Annotated in this window: 12 protein-coding genes; all 12 read right to left on the bottom strand. The window is 45.7% G+C overall.

Translation table 11 applies throughout. The annotated features are described in order from the left end of the window. Positions 1–24 precede the first annotated feature (24 nt). Positions 25–1,689, bottom strand: coding sequence for a RagB/SusD family nutrient uptake outer membrane protein (locus ACU37H_RS10475; RefSeq protein ID WP_472701567.1), 1,665 nt, complete (start codon positions 1,687–1,689; stop codon positions 25–27). A gap of 17 nt (positions 1,690–1,706) precedes the next feature. Further along, positions 1,707–4,796: a SusC/RagA family TonB-linked outer membrane protein gene (locus ACU37H_RS10470; RefSeq protein WP_472701568.1), complete on the bottom strand. Its 3,090-nt coding sequence runs from the start codon at positions 4,794–4,796 to the stop codon at positions 1,707–1,709. Positions 4,797–4,921: 125 nt separating this feature from the next. Beyond that, the gene (locus ACU37H_RS10465; RefSeq protein WP_472701569.1) at positions 4,922–6,007 is read right to left on the bottom strand and encodes a FecR family protein; all 1,086 of its coding nucleotides are present in this window, start codon (positions 6,005–6,007) and stop codon (positions 4,922–4,924) included. Positions 6,008–6,064: 57 nt separating this feature from the next. Further along, on the bottom strand, positions 6,065–6,586 hold the full coding sequence (locus ACU37H_RS10460) for an RNA polymerase sigma factor (RefSeq protein ID WP_472701570.1): 522 nt from the start codon (positions 6,584–6,586) through the stop codon (positions 6,065–6,067). Positions 6,587–6,849: 263 nt separating this feature from the next. Continuing rightward, positions 6,850–9,390 carry a glycosyl hydrolase family 95 catalytic domain-containing protein gene (locus ACU37H_RS10455; RefSeq protein ID WP_472701571.1) on the bottom strand — a complete coding sequence of 847 codons (2,541 nt, stop codon included), beginning with the start codon at positions 9,388–9,390 and terminating at the stop codon, positions 6,850–6,852. A gap of 281 nt (positions 9,391–9,671) precedes the next feature. Next, positions 9,672–10,514, bottom strand: coding sequence for a hypothetical protein (locus ACU37H_RS10450; RefSeq protein ID WP_472701572.1), 843 nt, complete (start codon positions 10,512–10,514; stop codon positions 9,672–9,674). A gap of 20 nt (positions 10,515–10,534) precedes the next feature. Beyond that, on the bottom strand, positions 10,535–11,302 hold the full coding sequence (locus ACU37H_RS10445; RefSeq protein WP_472701573.1) for a hypothetical protein: 768 nt from the start codon (positions 11,300–11,302) through the stop codon (positions 10,535–10,537). A 408-nt stretch (positions 11,303–11,710) separates the two neighbouring features. Continuing rightward, a complete protein-coding gene (locus ACU37H_RS10440) occupies positions 11,711–11,938 on the bottom strand; it encodes a hypothetical protein (RefSeq protein ID WP_472701574.1) in 228 nt (75 codons plus the stop codon). Positions 11,939–11,994: 56 nt separating this feature from the next. Beyond that, a complete protein-coding gene (locus ACU37H_RS10435; protein ID WP_472701575.1) occupies positions 11,995–12,594 on the bottom strand; it encodes an RNA polymerase sigma-70 factor in 600 nt (199 codons plus the stop codon). A 387-nt stretch (positions 12,595–12,981) separates the two neighbouring features. Further along, a complete protein-coding gene (gene bglX / locus ACU37H_RS10430) occupies positions 12,982–15,264 on the bottom strand; it encodes a beta-glucosidase BglX (protein ID WP_472701576.1) in 2,283 nt (760 codons plus the stop codon). A gap of 71 nt (positions 15,265–15,335) precedes the next feature. Further along, entirely contained in the window at positions 15,336–16,001 is a 666-nt protein-coding gene (locus ACU37H_RS10425; protein ID WP_472701577.1) for a GDSL-type esterase/lipase family protein, read from the bottom strand. Between the two features lie 169 nt (positions 16,002–16,170). Beyond that, positions 16,171–16,728 carry an REP-associated tyrosine transposase gene (locus ACU37H_RS10420; RefSeq protein ID WP_472701578.1) on the bottom strand — a complete coding sequence of 186 codons (558 nt, stop codon included), beginning with the start codon at positions 16,726–16,728 and terminating at the stop codon, positions 16,171–16,173. Positions 16,729–16,879 lie beyond the last annotated feature (151 nt).

Here is a 16,879-nt window from a genome sequence, read left to right as displayed (position 1 = left end):
TTTGTTAATCTTACTGATTGCGGGTTATCTCAGGTTGGGGTTGATATCCTGTTCCGTTTGTGGTATGGGCCACTTTTCATCTGTACCCACACGGAATGCCTTCGAGGTGACATACCACCTGCTTTGGTTAAGCGGGTCGGCGTTGGCCGTGCCGTTCCTGGTGGCAACTGCGGCAGAGCCCGGAAAGGACGCTCCATAAAACTTCCCGTTCAAGACCTGCCCGCCAATGCCCCACCGTAAAATATCCCAGTACCTGATCCCTTCTAAAGCGAGCTCGTTTCTTCTTTCGCGTCTCATAATAACTCTTAACGTGGAGGGATCGGTCACCGTCACCGGTGGCATATTGACTGAGGCTCTTCCTCTTACTTTGTTGATCGTGGCATCTAACAACGCCTGATCGATCGCATCGCCGTTTTCCAGTTTGGCTTCCAGGTAGCTAAGCAACACTTCTGCATACCGGATCACAGGAATATCTGTATCTGTATTGGCCACATCACCTGTATAGCCGGTATTGAACTTTTTGATACAGAAGCCTGTGCGCGTGGCCTGTAGCGCACCTGCTGTAAGCCGGTCCTGCGCACTATTGTCATCAGGGTTACTCTTATACACAACACCTTTAAACGTATTACCATTGTATAAGACCGTATAGCGTAAACGTGGATCCCTGTTAGCTCCCACATCCCCGGGATTGTAACGCGGATCGGAATACGAAAAGGTCGAACCATCAGTAAACTCGAAAGACTCTACCAGGCTGCCCAAAGGGTTGTGAAGATGAAATCCTCCCAGCGCGCGAGGCAGGCAATGTTGCGTAACGCCATTGGGTGCCAGGTTCTTTAAAAATCTTGATGAAAAGATCAGCTCGCTGCTTCCCTCGTTTGTGCCGTCGAAAAGACTTTCAAAGTTGGGATCGATATTATTGTCTCCTGCGTCGATAATCGCCTTGAAAGCCGCCGCTGCTGCAGTGTACTTCTTTTCTGCCAACTCCAACCGCCCCAGGAACGCCAAAGCGGCCTGCCGTGATGCCCTTCCTGTTTCGCTGGAGGTAATATTCTTCCAGGTGGGTAAGATGGCGGCCACAGCCGTTAATTCTTCCCGGACATATTGTACGATCTCTTCTTTGGAAGCCTTAGACACCGTGTTGGCCTCTTCAAGCGTTAACACTTTGGTCACAAGCGGTACAGATCCCCAATATTGCGACATGTAAAAATATTGGCAGGCTCGAATAAAGCGGGCTTCAGCGCTCATCCTTTCTATTTTGGCCGCGTCCATCGGTGTCTTGTCGATGTTCGCCAGAAAATAGTTACAGCGCGCAATGCGCTGGTAGCTTCTTTGCCAGTATTGCCCCAATATCACATTAGAAGAGGTCTGCTTACCATTGCTTAATAAATTAAAGACCGAGTTGTCGCCCCGGCGATCGTATGCATTATCGGTTGCGAACTCTGTAAACAGCAGACCATAGTAAGACCACCAGTCGGTCGCACTGAACTCGGCTCCATTCTGCATTTGAATGTTTCCGCGATACATCCCTGTAAGCGCGATCAGGGCATTGGCCTCGCTGGTCCAGAAAGTTTCGTTTGACAGCTCGCTGAGCGGTTCCTTGTCCAGGTATTTACGGCAGCCCGATGTTGTTAGCAAGGCAACCATTAACAAGGGAAATAATAAAGTATATAAAGTTTTAGAATAGTTCATTTTTCAGGATTTACAAGTTAAAAATTGACATTTAACCCAAACGTGTAGTTCTTAAGAATCGGATAATAGGCTCCGGCCGAATTGATCTCGGGATCCCAACCCTGAGGATAATTATTTATAGTAAATAAGTTTTCGCCGCTTGCATACAGTCTGACACCCTCCAGGCCGATCTTATTGACCATGGTCTTCGGCAGGTTATATCCTAACTGCACGGCCTTAACCCGCATGTAGCTGGCGTTTAGCATCCAGAAAGAAGAGAGCCGGGTGTTGGCGGTGCCGGAGTTGCTGATGATCTCAAGACGCGGATAGGTGGCGTTTCTATCGGGATTCTCCGGTGTCCAGCGGCCATCCGCCTGGTAGCGTTGAATTGTTCCGCTCACGTAAAAAGCATATCCTGCATAGTTAGACAACCTGCCCTGCACGCCGGCAACGCCTTGCAATAACACTGAAAAATCAAGCCCTTTGTAGCCGCCGCCGAGGTTGAGGCCGTAAGTATATTTAGGAATGGTGCTGCCGATGATGGTCCGGTCGTAAGTGAGGTCCACCTGGCCGTCAGGTACGCCGTTCGGTCCTGATATGTCCTTGTACCGGATATCGCCGGGCTGTACGGCCGGGTTAATGCTGGAAGTCTGTTTTGCGTAGGCATCGATATCAGCCTGGTCCGTAAACAGGCCATCGGCAACCAGTCCGTAATAGGCATTAGAAGGATACCCGATAAACAGGTCAGTACCGTTGCCCACCAGTCCATTGGGTTGGTTAACATTTCCAACACCCAGGCTCAGCACTTTATTATTAATGATGGAGAAGTTTGCATCTGCGCGATAATTGAATTCGCCCACATTATCTCTGTACGCCGCCGTAAATTCCCAACCTTTATTGCTCAGCGATCCGGAGTTTCTAACGCCCACGCCAAACCCTAATACACTCGAAACACTGCTTCCGGGACTCACAAGAATATCGTAGGTATAACGGTCGAAGTAGTTCGCGCTGAGGGACAATTTCCTGTTCAGCGTGGTCAATTCAATACCGATGTCCTTTGTGCGGGTCGATTCCCAGCGGATGGTATTGTCTACAAGTGTATCAAGTGCTGCACCGGAAAGAATGCCGCTGCCGATCGGATAGTTGAAACCAGGTGCCAGAACGCTTTGATAAGGGTAGTTCCCGATGTTTTGATTACCGAGCGTTCCGTAGGAAGCTTTCAGCTTCAGGTCATTGATCCAAGGCAGTACCTTTTTAAAGAATGATTCATTGGATAAGCGCCAACCCACGGCTACACCGGGGAAAGTAGCATACTTGAGGTCTGGCGGAAACCTGGAGGATCCGTCATGCCGTAAAACCCCTTCTACCAGGTATTTATTTTTGAAGCTATAACGCAGTCTTCCGAAATACGAGTCCAGCGCCCATTCGCCGGCGGTTCCCCTATTGGTCTGGGTAGCGGCATCTCCTGCGTCTAACTGAGTGAGCTGGTTGTTGACAAAACCACCGCGGTAAGCTTCGGATGTCTCCAATCGGTTTTCTTCGAAGGAGTGACCGGCCAGCACACTGATCTCGTGGTCTCCCAGATTTTTTGTGTATTCCAGTAATTGCTGTAATGTTTTGTAATAGTTGGCCAGGTTGTTCTGCCTGAGGTTGCCCGGACCAATGGTCAGGTTGGCATTCAGCTTTTGATTGGCCAGGAACCGCTGCGAAGCATTTCCAGCGTAAGTATAGCCTCCGATCACTGAAAATTTCAGGTCTTTGATAATATCCCAATCGGCACGTACGTTGACCAGCAGCTCTTGCCCCTTGTTCTTATAGAACGATTCACTTGCGAGGAAAGATATCGGTGTACCAGAATTGGCATTGCCGAGCCCCCAATCCCCGTTAGACAGTTCAGCCGGGAAATAGGACGGGTAGCGGATGATCTGACCGATCAGGGTCACCATGTCATCAAAGTCCAGCGTGGCGGGCGGCGCTGGTTGGTTATCGATGAACTGCATGCCTGCCAATCTTGTAGTCAGTTTTATATTCCGCGCGATTGTGTTGACCATGTTCATGCGCAGGTTGTACCGGTTGTAATTATTCTTTTCAACGATCCCGTTTTGGTACAAATAGCCAAAGGAAAGCTGGTACTTTGTGTTAGCTGTTTTATTAGAGATAGAAAGATTGTGGGCGGTCTGTGAAAAAGATTTGCGGAACAGTCGGTCTACGTAATTGATATCTGCATATTTATCCGGATCACTTCCGTCGCGGAACTTTTGAATTTCTTCCTGTGTGTAAGTATTCGGCTCCGCTTCGTTGATCAGGGTGGCATACTCCCAGGACGGGACTTGTTCGGGATATTCGGTGGCACGTTGGACGCCCACATAACCGCTGTAATTGATATTGAGTTTACCATTGCCACTGCCCGTCTTTGTGGTAACCAGGATAACACCATTGGCTGCACGCGCTCCGTAGATTGCGGCCGAGGATGCGTCCTTCAACACGGACACCGCTTCGACGTCGTTCGGATTGATCTCATCGAGCGAATTGGCCGGAATCCCATCTACCAGTATCAATGCAGAAGGGTCGCTTCCAAAAGAGCCGACACCCCTCACCCGGATATTCCCGCCGCTATTACCGGGCTGTCCGGAACGCTGAATGATGGTCACACCCGGCATCTGTCCGGTAAGCGCCTGGGAGAGCTGGGGCACCGATCGGTTATTGATCTGCTCGCCATCCACCTGGGCCACCGAGCCGATCAGTTGAGATTTCTTTTGCGTGCCATAACCTACAACAACGACTTCATCCATTTGTCCGTCTGCCGCAGACAGGCGCATCATAATACTGCTTTTTTCATTGGCTCCGACAGAAAAATTCATTAACGAATCGGGGTTGTAGCCAATGAAAGTGAAATACAAATGGTAGGGACGACCCTCTCTCATCGTCGGCTTGAACGCCCCGTTTGCATCGGTAATGAGATTAGTAGTTTCGTTACTTTGAACGTCTACGATCCTTACTGATGCGCCCCGGAGCGGCTCGCCTGATTTGGAAAGTACCAACCCGGGGACCTGCACTGTTTGCGACATGGCTTGCATCGTGCAACATAGCAGCAACAGCAAGAATAAAAAATTAGGCTTTGATTGCATTTAATCGAGGTTTAATTGTTGAACAATGATAATGTCTTTTGGTGTCCGACACAGAAATACGGCGGTGCCGTTGCTGACGTCTATTGCGTTGCAGCAGCGGGCGGTATAACAAGTGTATTTATATTTTATTTCCCGGATGTTTTTTCGATCATGATATTGTTCTCTTTCTGAGTGTACTGCAGATCGTACAACTGACAGAGATGTTTCAATACCAGATCAAGCGAATCATCGTACATAATTTTTCCGGTAAATCTGAATGTTCCGATCTCAGGATCCGCGAAAGCAATCGTTACCCCATATCTCTTTTCAATGCGCCTGAACACGTGCATCAACGATTGATTAGAGAACGCATATTCGACTTCGGTCCATTTAACCTGGCCTTTCTTCCCTTCACTATCCTTTGGTATCGCCCTTTTGTTACTGTTCGAATCCGCTGATGCGACTGGCTTTTGTTGACGCGCCGGTGAAGAAAGCAACGTTGTTGCTGCTTTTAAGTCAATGCGCAGCTGCTGTCCTGGTGTCAGGAAAACCTTTTTCATATTTACTTCTTCTTTCGTGTCAACCACCACACGGCCTTGTACGAGGCTAACTTCAACTATGCTTTGCCGTCTGTTGTCATCCACCCAAAATTGCGTACCCAAAGCAGTAGTGTGAATGCCATTAGCAGCGACAGTAAATGGATGTTCCGGATCGTGCGCGACTTCGAAAAAAGCCTTTCCTGTTAAATGGATGTTCCGGTCTTCCCTGAACTTTTCAGCAAACTCAATCACGGCCCCCGGCATTAATGAAACGTTGGATCCATCTGGCAGCCGCACTATTCTGGGTTTGCCGGTGGGGTTGCCCAATCGTTGCTTAAGCCGCAGGTTTTCTGAAGAAGCAACCGTTCTGCTCTTTTCACTGAAATCGCTAAACGCCCATTGACCGAGCAACAATATTCCACATAACAAGGCTGCAGCAATTCCAACCCGTTTAAAAAAGATGCTCCTTCTTTGGGCGTCAACATGGCTCGTGATCTTGTCCAGCAACCGATCTTTGTCAACGCCTGCCAATCCTTCCGTCCCTTCGGCCTGATACAGCGCTTCGTCCGGCAGACAGGCTTTCAACACGTCCGGATGTGCTTTCAGGTAAGAAGCCACCTGCCGGGCTTCTGCTTCAGTACATTCGTTGTTGAAGAAGCGTTGAATCATCAACGTTGTGACTTGCTCGTCCATAAATCATCTAGTATTACGCGAGTAATTGAAAAAACCCCCAAGCAGTTGCAAAAAATTTTAAAAGAATAATATGACGACGGGAATTAAAACTCTGCGCAGTTGGATTAAAGCCAGGCGAACGTGATTCTCTACGGTTTTTACAGAGATGTTCATTTGTGAGGCGATCTCTTTATAGCTGTATCCCTCAAGGTGGCTCAGCCGGATGGCGTTTTGGCGTGCGGGCGGCAGGCGCTTAAGAGCCGCCTGGAGTTCGGTATAATCTCGTTGTGCGCTGACAAGTGTATCCTGGTAGCAATTGGCTGCTGCCAGTTGGCGTTTGCGCTCACGCGCTTTTGTGCGAAGCCAGTCGATGAGCACCATCCGCGCATTCTGGAACAGCATGGTTTCCATCAGATGGTGGTCTGAAAGCGTGTTGCGGTATTGCCACAGCCTGATAAAAGTTTGCTGTACCAGGTCTTCTGCGTCGCTGTTATTATTTACTTTCTTTTGGAAGAAAGAAAATAGCCTGTCCACCCAAAGATGATAGAATTCTTTGAAGGCAACATGATCGCCCGCTCGTATGTGTCGTTTCAGGTTCAACTGACAGATTTCAAGTTTATTTTCCGACTGAAAAGCGCTCAATGAGCATTTATGGTAAAGCGTTAGCCAAATAGTTTTTACACACCTATTCTTAAAGTTAAAGATTAAATGGCATGAATGAGTGTGCAATCGTTTGTGCAAACGAGTGGAGGATAGCTGCGCTTTAACAAGCTCATCATTAGAAGCTGGTGCGATCGGTTAGCAAAGCAGGTGTTTAATCACCTGCATTATTTAATTATGTCTTTATCTGACTGGTGTTACGGTTAAAAGTCACGCACCTTTCCCAGGATCGCTTCTCTGTATTCTTTGATATTCTTGTTCTTTTCAGCCGTGAACACCCGTGTGGGCCAGGCTTGACCATGCTGCGGAACCAGTGTGTAGGTTTGCTGAGCTTTTGTAGAGAAATGTATTATTCCGTTGCTATTTTTATAGCGGACTATTTTCCCAGCTGCATCATAAACGTTAAACGCGTCGTTACCCCATGGTGCAAGTAGTACACAATCGTTGCCTAGCGCACTGTACACCTGTACGGGTCCTACCTGGCCTATGCTGTCTTTGTGCGCGGAAACACGAAAACCCTTCCTTGCCCAAAGCGTGAATGCAACAGGCTTGTTTTGCCATTCGTCCGGCAGCGCGGGGAAGAGCCTGATGATTTCTTCATGGCTTTGCAACAACATTTCGTTGACGGCAGCACCAATGACGCCCAGGGGCTCAAGACCCATTTGTACAAAGGGGCGGGTGGGGAGACCCGAGAAATGTCCGTTTTTGCTGTAATGGCTTCTGGAATCGTATATATAATCCCGCTGTGCTGAAAACTCGGGTTCTTTTAGTGAGTCCACATACCGGCTGTTTTTATGCCAATGATCAATATTGTAAAACAGGCCCTGCGGAAAATGTTGAAGCGCACGGATGGAGTTTTGCATCATCCGGTAACTGTTATCACCCATACCCAAACGAGCCGCCACAATCGGGTCTGGCGTGATGGAGTTTTTATATGCAGGATGATTTTGTATAACACGCGCAGCCGCCTGGTAATAGCGCGTCCCTTTATCGCTGATGCCGATCTGATTGGCAGGGAATACCAGGGAAGTGTTTTCTGAAAAGTGGGCTGAGCGAGACCTGTCCCGGTTTTCGGGTTTGGGGTATACGGTTCCGTCTGTATGATAAGCGCTCAAGAACTCTTCACCGTCTTCCATTTTTCCCATCGGAGGTACCCATAAATGATCCAGCACTTTTTGCCATTGCTGTTGTTTCGCTTTATCTACGTTCAACAGCAGTGCGGCTTTTAAACATTTTTGGAAGACCGCCTGGATCATGCCCAGATCAGTAATCGAATTTTTAAGGTTGTTTGCTTCCGGGCTTTCATACGGCTGCGTCGGATGCAGAAAATACTGCTTTGCTTCGGGGTTCCATTGTAACTTCTGTAGATAAAACTCCGCCGCTTTTTTCATAAACGGATATGCCTTGTCTTTTAAGAACTGCGCATCCCCGGTATAGCTATAATAATCCCAGAAGAACAAAGCGATCTGCGATGCTGGTGTAAAGTTATTCAGCATATCTCCCCGTTGCCAAAATGCCATTGTGCCGTCATAATTATGTGCTTCACTCCATAAAATGGCATTTTTCGCGCCACGCAGCAATGCATGCTTTTCGGCAATGGGCATCAGCCTGTAATAGGCATCGATGTAGGTTTTTAATAAGTCCCCGTCACCTGAAGGCAATATCTGCCAGTACATTTGTTGCTGGTTCCAATGGTGAGGCGTAACCCAATTACGGACATCATGGTTCCAGGTAAAAATGCCGCCGTTAAAATATACCGGATAACGACCTCTTGACGAAGCCGCCAGAATATATCGTTTCAGGTAATAAATATTTTCAAGATAGTTATCAGGAATATGAACAAACGAACGATCCCAGAACTGCTGCCACCAATCGGCATGGTCTTTTTCCAGAGCCGCTACGCCTGTGTCCTTACTTTCCTGCAGTAACTTTTTGCAATGTGCCAAAGGGTCTTTGGCCTCATTAGATGTTGCCACGGCCAGCATCACCCAGAACTCACCGTCTTCAAAAGCTGCCGTTTTCAGCTCTGCTCTTTTCTTTGAAGTCGCCTGGGCCTTAGCCGGCTGGCCAATAACAGTACAAGCCATAGCCATCTTAAGCCCGGAAAAATTATCCTGCAAATACATCACGTTTCCGTCTGACTGCGTTTCTGCTTGCCCAAGTCCTATTGCCGGATCTTTTCCATACCCGGAATACCAATAAGCAAAGCCCCGGCTACCCCAGCGCTCCAGGCCGATGGTGGCTGATGTTGCTCCAATGGTATCGCCGGACGAGGTTTTGGTGCAATGGATGATCCAAACATTTTTATTAGCGGACACTATCGAAGCTATGTTAACCTTGCCAAATGGGGTAGCGGCCTGTATGGTAGATTGGGCCTTATATAGAGAAAGCCTTGCATCAAAATCTTTTAAATAGATCCAGTCGAGGAACGGTCCTCCAAGATCAACATGTATTTGCGCGCCCGATCGGAGTAGCGCAGCCGATTCGGCGGTGTTCGCGGTGTCCAGAAGATCGGCCTTATTTACCTGTATCCTGATGCCGGTGGGCGTGCACCAGAGCATGCCGCCCAAATCTCCATTACCTAAAGGAAATCCCTCAAACCCATCGTAATGCGGTGAGCGGTACACAATATCATGTTGCGAGAAGTATTCGGATTGGTTGACCCTGAAAGGTGCTGCAATTTGAGCCTTCGTCCACTGCTGCCCGACGACTATCAGAATAGCCAGACAAAGTAGCTTTTTCATTTTATAGGGGTTGCTTGTTGGGTGATTGCTGCCAAGCTTATAAGTAAACAGTAAACCCTAGGTTTCGGGCGTGAATAAAAAAGCCATTTTCCAGGCACGGTTTTAAAACAGCACCTGGAAAACAGCTTTCGATTTTTAATTATAGCCTTCGTTCTGATCTAACTGGGGATTTTTATCAAGCTCCGCCAGCGGGATCGGAGGCTTGTTCGCGTCAGTTTATTCTCTTATTTAATTCAAAATAGAGACGTTTAACCGAATGACTAAACACGATATAGTACGCCCTAATAATTGTTACTGGATTCAGTAATTCTTACAAACATAAATTCACCTGGGAAACTGATATTTTGGAAGTATAAATCCCCATTGACAGCTTCTTGTTTCTGATTACCAACTTGACAATTAAATATCAAGCCGCCATACGAATAGACAGATGCATTATAGGAGCCAGCTGGCATGGGAGTGCCCTTATCTGAGAAATTAATATTGGCTCCTATATTTAAATTATAAGTATTGCCTGTGGCTATATTTGTAAACGTCACGCCATAAGTATACGATGTGGTATTATAATAGCCATAATTCGAGTAAACAACAGGTGCTGCTCGTACATAATACTTTAAATTGGATGTACCATACGGGGTATCATCCCAGCGATGTTTCATCAACGGATATTCATTCCACTTCGATATATACCATCCTTGTTGATTCGTTGTAATAGCAGAATGATCCCCCGATGCCCAGGAAACCATTCCCGGATAAGTAGCAGAGCTCACTTGTGTATAGCTACCATCAGTCCAGTATATGTGCTCATCTATGTTTCCAGGAGCATAGCCAATCCATCGTGGAGAACTTAAGGGGGCCGATAATGTACTCATGTACCAAGCATAACCATGACAGTTAAATCTACGGCTACTGCTATAATTGTCATAAGTTTTCATTGGTTGGGCATTGGGATAAGCGTTACTGAAATACGAATCGTAGTATGCCCTTGTAGAACTTGAAGATTCGCTAGTTATGTAGGCAACAACATTGCTACCCTTAGGGGTCTTTACGTCCGCTCTATTATCAGCGAAGCATAAAGCCGAAAAAAACAATACCGTTGCCAGTGTTATTAAATACTTTTTCATATGATCATAGATTTGTAGTTTTAATGAATACCGTTTATCATTTTCTTTGATTCCAGATCGATCCTGTTAACTGCTTCTTCACTAAGATTTAAGAGCTTATTTCTATCAGTTTCAGATATTTTCTTTTTAAAAAAAAGCATTGAAGTTCTGGATGACAGATTTGTTCGAAACCCGATGCCTTTAAATTCTTCTGGATGTAGCATTTTTGACTCATAGCCTTTGAGTAAAGCATTCATTAAGGACTGATGCAATTGATCATTGCTTGTGTTCAGAACTTCTTTTCTTGTAGAAAGCAATTCTATTGTTGATAGGGTTACAATAAATTTTCCTTTTGAATACTCTGTATAGCCATCGTTAAGAGAATTTATTCTCGAAATGTTTTTAAGATACTCGGTAGTAAAGTCTTTTAATGCTCCCGGGCGATTAGATAACTCCCTTATACCATTGAAGTCTGCAAAAAGCTTATCTATACCGTCTTCTACGTTATTAAATGCATATATATCGGTAAGCAATGGATAAGCTAAACATACGTCTAACAGGTCTTTTGTAGTTAATCGGTCGAGAATACTTTCCGGAATTTGACATGCATTAACCTTTTCCTCATTATTCTTTAATTGTTTCCATTCCTTCATTCCTGGTTTTACCGGATAGTCATATACAAGTGTTTTTAAAGGGATGATCTCATTATTCATGGTTGTTGTATGTTTGGCGTGCTTAAGCTCTCTTTGACAACCGAAGTTTATCGCAAAGAAGACAAACGTCAGTATTATTGTAAATATTTTTTTCATAGCTATTTTTTAAATGTGAAAAAGGCGTTGATCTAAGAACTTTGATCGATTATGTTTTTAGCTTATTAAGTTGGCGGTTTTTTTTTCATATCAAGTGTTTTACTTCGATAAACATTGGGATCAAATGTCATGTCTCTAAATAACCTCCGGTTCCTGCTGCTTGTTCATATAAATAAAAACTATCATTAAGTTCTAACGATAAGACATGTGCAATATGAGCGCTCTTTTTAATAATTCGCCCACTGTAAGTGCAGTAAAGTAGCTCGCGCTAAAGCTTTTCGAAAAGCAACTAGGCGCGACCTTGAGAATAAAGAAGTAAGCTATTCTCTTTTTTAACGATGTAAAATCTTTTAATTACAAAAGACAAGACTGCCATCAACTTCTTTCTTCGTTGAGTAAAAAGATTCCTCACATAGCTGGTGTCGCGACCCTATCAAGAATACGTTCAAAATGAGCGCCATCAATATTGTGTAAAAACGGCTGCTCCGAATGATTATTCCAGTAGTTTTGTATATTTTCAATCAGGCAATGATCCTCAGGATGATGCCTGATCCAATCTTCAAGCTGAGCCAGTTCCTGCGGAGTAGCTTCTCCTGAAAGTTTCCGGGATAATAATATGGCAAGTTCTTCCTGCATATGGCATTGCTTATCTTAATAGACAGCGTGCAGCAAATAACACCCTAAAAAAAAATTTATTTTTTTTGAAAGCGTGCAGGAAAGTAGTCAAAATGTTTGCCAACGGCATCGCCGATACGCTTAACAGCGATGACGAGTTGTGCATCCACGGTCTTTTCAGAGATATTCAGTATTTCGGCGACTTCCCTGTACTTCAAGCCATCTTCGCGCACTAATTTGAAGATGACCTTACATTTGGGCGGGAGATTTTCCACCGCACGTTTTATTTTAGACAATATCTCTGAAGAGATCAGTTGCTGATCCGGACGAGCGTCATCCCTTAATTCTATATTGATAAAATCAAATGCCTCGGTCCGCTGTTCCCGTGCCTTTTTCGAAAGAAAGTTGAGTGCCGTATTTTTTATGGCCGTGTACAAGTATGTCGTGATGTTGGAAACATGGGGCAGCCTTTCTCTGTGTTGCCAAATCTTCACAAAGACCTCGTCGAGTATTTCAATCGACGCTTCGCGGTTCTTCGTGATAGAAAATGCAAATGCTGCTAATCGCGCGGAATAGGTATTGAACAGGACTCTAAAAGCCTGCTCATCTCCGGCAGCGACAAGATGCTTCCATGACTCGAAGGAGTCTTCCTCAGTATATAAGCGTTCCAGTCCCATAAGCAAACGTCAGTAACAGACCAACGTGTAATTGTCAGTTTCAAATTACACATGGGCGCACTGAAAAATTACATCGAAGGTTACTCCCAACCAAAAAATAATAAAAAAGTACAAATGAAGTAGAAGTATTTCCATCATTCATCCGAGTAGAAGTAAGGTCTGTGTTCGATGACAAGCGTGTCGAATGCGTGGGCCAGAGTTGACTGATGCGTTGAAAGGTCAGGACTGAATGAAGCAGAGCGGCAATGGCCGGATATCGGGATCAGTGGGCGCAGTCATCGGTTTCAATAGCTTGTATTCGTTGATACAGAAATAGTTAAATAGCGGGTAGAAAGCGAGAGTAGGGCCGACAAATTATCCTACTGCTTTCTACCCACTATTAGGAACTTATTTCATCCAGCGCATTTTCGCACGTTTTACATCCTTCGAGTTGGTTCCGATCATGATTTCAAATTCTCCGGACTCCCAATCGAACTTCAAATCGCTATTGTAAAATTTCAGGTCTTCCGGCGTAATATCAAAGCTGACCGTCCGGTTTTGGCCTGCTTTCAACATGATTTTCTGAAACCCTTTCAGCTCCTTTACAGGACGGGTAACGCTGCCCACCAGGTCTCTTATATAGAGTTGTACCACTTCGGCTCCATCGTACTTCCCGGAATTGGTGATGGTAACGCTAGCTTTCAAGGTTTGATTTCCTTTCAATGAGTTGTTGCTCAGCTTTATATCGCTGTATGAAAAATCAGTGTAACTCAATCCGAAGCCAAACGGATATAACGGATCGTTACTTACATCAATGTAATTACTTCTGAATTTTTGAAACCATTTTCCTTCAGCCAAAGGACGACCGGTGTTTTTGTGGGCGTAATAGATGGGAATCTGCCCCACCTTTTGCGGAAAGCTCATCGTCAGCTTGCCGGAGGGATTCACTTTTCCAAACAGCACATCAGCAATGGCGCTACCTGCTTCGCTTCCACCAAACCAAACATTTAAAATGGCAGGCACATTTTCATGCTCCCAGGTCAGTGTTAATGGGCGTCCTGTGAATAACACTAGCACAACCGGTTTGCCTGTGGCCAATAATTGTTTCAACAATTTTTGCTGCATCTCCGGAATGTTAATATCCGAACGGCTGCTGCTCTCCCCGCTGAATTCGGCAGACTCTCCCATGGCGGCTACGATAACGTCCGCCTTGGCTGCAACCGACAGCGCTTCTTCCGCCAATTGTTCTTCGCTGCGTGCATCACGGTTCAATGTTTTGCCAAACATAGTGGCCCGCTCTTCCATCGCCGCGTCGGCCGTAAGATTGCTGCCTTTGGCATACATGACTTCAGCTTTGTTGCCTAAAAATTCTTTTAAGCCCGCCAGTACGGAAATAGATTGATCCTGCTTGGTGGCTACGCTCCAGGTTCCGGCCATGTTGTTGGCCGCATCGGCCAGCGGCCCTATAAGCGCGATCTTACCGGATTCTTTGAGTGGTAAAACACGTCCTTCGTTTTTGAGTAACACAAAACTTTGTGCGGCTATTTGCCGGGCCACTTTCCTGTTGGCATCGGTAAAGATTTCCGTTTTCGCCCGCTGCTCGTCACAATATTTATAAGGGTCCTTGAACAGCCCCAATTTATATTTTGCTTCCAGCATCCGGCGGCAGGCCGTGTTGATTTCAGCAACGGTTATCTTATTTTCTTTCAGTGATTTTTTCAGCGTTTTGAGAAACCCTTCTCCCACCATATCCATATCTACACCCGCCTTTAAAGCGAGCGCTGATACCGTCTGGAGGTCACCCATACCGTGATCGATCATTTCGTTGATACCGGTATAGTCGGTAACAACAAAGCCGTTAAAGCCCCACTGCTTGCGCAACACGTCGGTAAGCAACCATTTATTGCCGGTTGCGGGAATGCCGTCAATTTCATTGAAGGATGCCATTACACTTCCGACACCTGCGTCTACAGCGGCTTTGTAAGGCGGAAAATATTCATTGTACATGCGGATACGGCTCATGTCTACTGTATTGTAATCGCGCCCGGCTTCACCGGCGCCATACAGCGCGTAATGTTTTACACAGGCCAGTATGGTATTGTCAGCCTTCAGATCGCCCTGATATCCTTTGATCATGGCCCTGGCTATTTGAGAACCCAGATAAGGATCTTCGCCGTTACCTTCTGAAACCCTTCCCCAGCGCGGGTCGCGGCTGATGTCTACCATGGGGCTAAAGGTCCAGCCGATGCCATCTGCACTGGCCTCCGTGGCCGCTATGCGCGCGGATTGCTCGACCGCTTTCATATCCCAGGTACAAGACAAACCCAGTGGGATAGGGAAGGTCGTCTCGTAGCCATGTATCACATCCATCCCAAAGAGCATCGGGATTTTCATACGGCTTTCTTCGACCGCTACCTTTTGTATAGCTTTGATCTTGTCAACGCCTTTGATATTGAACAGGCCGCCTACCAGGCCTTTTTTAACGTTCCCACCAATACCAGAATTAGTAGCTGTGCCGGTGGTGAATTCGCCGGCGCTGGGCAAATTTAATTGTCCTATTTTTTCGTCCAATGTCATTTTGTTCATCAATGAAGTGATGAAGCTGTTCATAGCCGGATCTGTGCGCTGTGCCCACGATACGGTGGTGACTAAGAACAACAATGAAACTGAAAAGCATATATATTTTATCATACAATCGGTTTTTAAATTTCTAAAGTGGATTCGGAGCGATGAACTTCCGTTTTATTGCAAGTGAGACACGGTTATTTTTTCAGGTAAGGCTGCATCACTTTTTTCCAAATGGTATAACCTTTAGCGTTCATGTGCAGATTATCGGCTACAAAGATATCGCTCATGATACTGCCGTCTTTGCTTAACATCGCCGAATACACATCGATGAACACAGCCCGTTTGTCTTTTTTCAAGAAGGCTTTGATGGCCGAGTTCGCCGCTGTATACTTTGATAACAAATGTTTACGACTGGGGCTGGGTTTCATAGACACGTAAGCGAAGGGAACGGTTGGATACTTATCCCTGATGTATTGGTAAATGACCTTAAAGCGATTCATCACGGTTTCAACAGAAGGTGCGTCTGAAGCGGCAAAATCATTTTCTCCGCAATACATAACGATCTGCCTCGGCGCGTAGGGATAGATGATGTCATACCGGTAGCGGATGAGATCAGGCAGGGAAGAGCCTCCAAAGCCGCGATTTAAAATATGGTACCCCGGAAAATAATCATTGACGTCTGTCCATTTGGTGAACGAAGAGCTGCCTATAAACAAGATCTGACCGGATTCAGGGAAGGCTGTGCTGTCTGCCTGTTTGAATCGCTGCACTTCATTGTAAAACGGAAACGGTTGCTGGGCCTGCATAGCCGCGGCCAGCGCTACACAAAATACTAACAAGGTAAGTTTCAATCTACTCATATGATTTTTTTAAAAGTTTGTTGTTAAGGCGGTATCGAGGCAACCATATCATGGTTCGAAGCGAGGACGCTTTGAACAGCAAGGCTAATTCACTTTGATCACCGCTTTTTTTATTCACTATACGAGGCGTCCTCGCCTCGTATTTATATGCTGTTGCCTTTGGCGACCATCAATATAAATAATCTATGTCCAGTATTCCTTTTCCTTTTATATAATTAGAGGCACTACTGTAAATGTAATGCTCTGCTTTTTCCACGATGCCAGCCCGAACTGGATTGTCATGAATATACTGCAGCTTACTTCTCAAAAATGATTCGCTGGTAATTTCTTCCGGATGATTATTATTTGTCCATATTTTATATTCCTTGTTTTGATTACTGCCGCGTGCATAATATCCAAACATATACATCAGCCAATCACGCCGGCTTTCCGGTTCACTCTTTATTGCATCCATACATTTCTTGGTGGTATATGATTTGAAATCACGAAGCAGATCGCTTAACCTGCCATCGCCGGACTGCCAGATAACGTGAACATGATTAGTCATAATGACAAACGCACCCATCGATAGCCCTTTATTTTTCTGGCAATACTTCATATTCTCAATAACAATATCTTTATACAGCTTTCGGGAAAAGAGGTCTATCCAGCCTTCTACTGTGAAGGTCAAAAAGTAAAGCCCTTTTTGATCTCTTATTTTAAAACCGTCAGCAAATTCGTAACTCATCTTTCAATATTTAATGTCTTAAGCGGATTTGTTTGAGGTCGCCCGGAGGCGACACCATAGTCATTCGAGGCGAGGACGCCTCGAACAGCACCCGATTACCTTCTTTGCGAGGACGCCTCGAACAGCACTTCATAACACCATTCGGCAAACA

This window comes from Niabella sp. ZPM-14 (assembly GCF_055693045.2).
The sequence above is the reverse complement of the archived record's forward strand: the minus strand, read 5'-3'. Positions and strand labels throughout refer to the sequence as shown.

Bases quoted from the DNA above. Each gene is read 5' to 3' on its own strand.
- ACU37H_RS10420 (WP_472701578.1), bottom strand. From the start codon at position 16,728: ATGAGTTACGAATTTGCTGACGGTTTTAAAATAAGAGATCAAAAAGGG.
- ACU37H_RS10440 (WP_472701574.1), bottom strand. From the start codon at position 11,938: ATGCAGGAAGAACTTGCCATATTATTATCCCGGAAACTTTCAGGAGAA.
- ACU37H_RS10465 (WP_472701569.1), bottom strand. From the start codon at position 6,007: ATGGACGAGCAAGTCACAACGTTGATGATTCAACGCTTCTTCAACAAC.
- ACU37H_RS10470 (WP_472701568.1), bottom strand. From the start codon at position 4,796: ATGCAATCAAAGCCTAATTTTTTATTCTTGCTGTTGCTGCTATGTTGC.
- ACU37H_RS10445 (WP_472701573.1), bottom strand. From the start codon at position 11,302: ATGAAAAAAATATTTACAATAATACTGACGTTTGTCTTCTTTGCGATA.
- bglX (WP_472701576.1), bottom strand. From the start codon at position 15,264: ATGATAAAATATATATGCTTTTCAGTTTCATTGTTGTTCTTAGTCACC.
- ACU37H_RS10475 (WP_472701567.1), bottom strand. From the start codon at position 1,689: ATGAACTATTCTAAAACTTTATATACTTTATTATTTCCCTTGTTAATG.
- ACU37H_RS10455 (WP_472701571.1), bottom strand. From the start codon at position 9,390: ATGAAAAAGCTACTTTGTCTGGCTATTCTGATAGTCGTCGGGCAGCAG.
- ACU37H_RS10450 (WP_472701572.1), bottom strand. From the start codon at position 10,514: ATGAAAAAGTATTTAATAACACTGGCAACGGTATTGTTTTTTTCGGCT.
- ACU37H_RS10435 (WP_472701575.1), bottom strand. From the start codon at position 12,594: ATGGGACTGGAACGCTTATATACTGAGGAAGACTCCTTCGAGTCATGG.
- ACU37H_RS10425 (WP_472701577.1), bottom strand. From the start codon at position 16,001: ATGAGTAGATTGAAACTTACCTTGTTAGTATTTTGTGTAGCGCTGGCC.